The sequence below is a fragment of the Labrenzia sp. C1B70 genome (genome assembly GCF_000475395.1).
GTDB lineage: Bacteria > Pseudomonadota > Alphaproteobacteria > Rhizobiales > Stappiaceae > Roseibium > Roseibium algicola.
This window is the reverse complement of the sequence record NZ_AXCE01000035.1, coordinates 1-1,004: the sequence shown is the minus strand read 5'-3', so window position 1 is coordinate 1,004 and position 1,004 is coordinate 1. Positions and strand designations below refer to the sequence as shown.

The window sequence follows — 1,004 nt, the reverse complement described above, 5'->3', positions numbered from 1 at the left end:
CTAGAGCCCATCCACTTTATGTTGGCTCGTATCCGGCGGCAGCGAAGTAATTTGCGCATTCTTGTGGTTTGAATTCGGCGATGAGAACGCCAACGGAGTTCCAAAGGGCACTGACGGTGCGCTCCGCCTTGGCACGCAACAGCGCCTTAAGCTTCGAAAACGCCATCTCGATCGGGTTAAAGTCGGGACTGTAGGGTGGCAGATAGCGCAGCTCGGCGCCGGCGCTTTCAATGGCCTCCCGGACACCGGCGGCCTTGTGGGCCGGCAGGTTGTCCATCACGACGATGTCGCCGGGTGAGAGAGTAGGCACGAGGGCCTGCTCGACATAGGCCAGGAAAGCGACACCGTTCATGGCACCGTCGAGCACCATCGGCGCCGTCATGCCGGTCAGGCGCAAGGCTCCGGTGAAAGTTGTCGTTTTCCAGTGCCCATGGGGAACGCCTGCTCGGCAACGCTCTCCCTTCAGGGACCGTCCGCGCAGCCGCGCCATCTTCGTATTCAAGCCGGTCTCGTCAATGAAAACGAGTTTGGCCGGGTCAAGATCAAGCTGGCTGTCGAACCAGGCCTGACGCTGCATCATCAGGGCTGGGCGTTCCTGCTCCAATGCGTGTGCGGTCTTTTTTTGTATGTGAACCCGCGGGAGCGCAGCCATTTGCTCAACATGCTCCGGCCGATCTTCATGTCACGGTCTTCAGCCAGACGGACAACCATCTCATCGAGCGTAATGTCCTTCTTGTCCTCGATCAGGGCGAGGATGAACTCTTCGTGCGGATCAAGCCGGGACGTTGTCTTGCGTCCTGTTTTGCGGGGCGCCGTCTCGCCCTGTCCGGCACGCGCAATCCAACGGATTGCGCTGGAAGCACTCACCCCAAATCGTGCCGCCGCCTGCCGCGCGGAACTACCGTCTTGCCAGGCTCGCAAAACCCGTTCTCGAAGATCGCTGCTCAATGCACGGCCCATCAAATCGCCCTCCGTTAATGGAGAACTTGAATCAGGCCGCTGCC

Annotated in this window: 1 protein-coding gene; it reads right to left on the bottom strand. The window is 60.1% G+C overall.

The annotated features are described in order from the left end of the window. Positions 1-16: 16 nt before the first annotated feature. A protein-coding gene (locus Q666_RS65710) for an IS630 family transposase (RefSeq protein ID WP_200863793.1) occupies positions 17-960 on the bottom strand; the annotation gives its coding sequence in 2 pieces (ribosomal slippage) (positions 17-618 and positions 618-960; 945 coding nt in all). Positions 961-1,004: the final 44 nt, after the last annotated feature.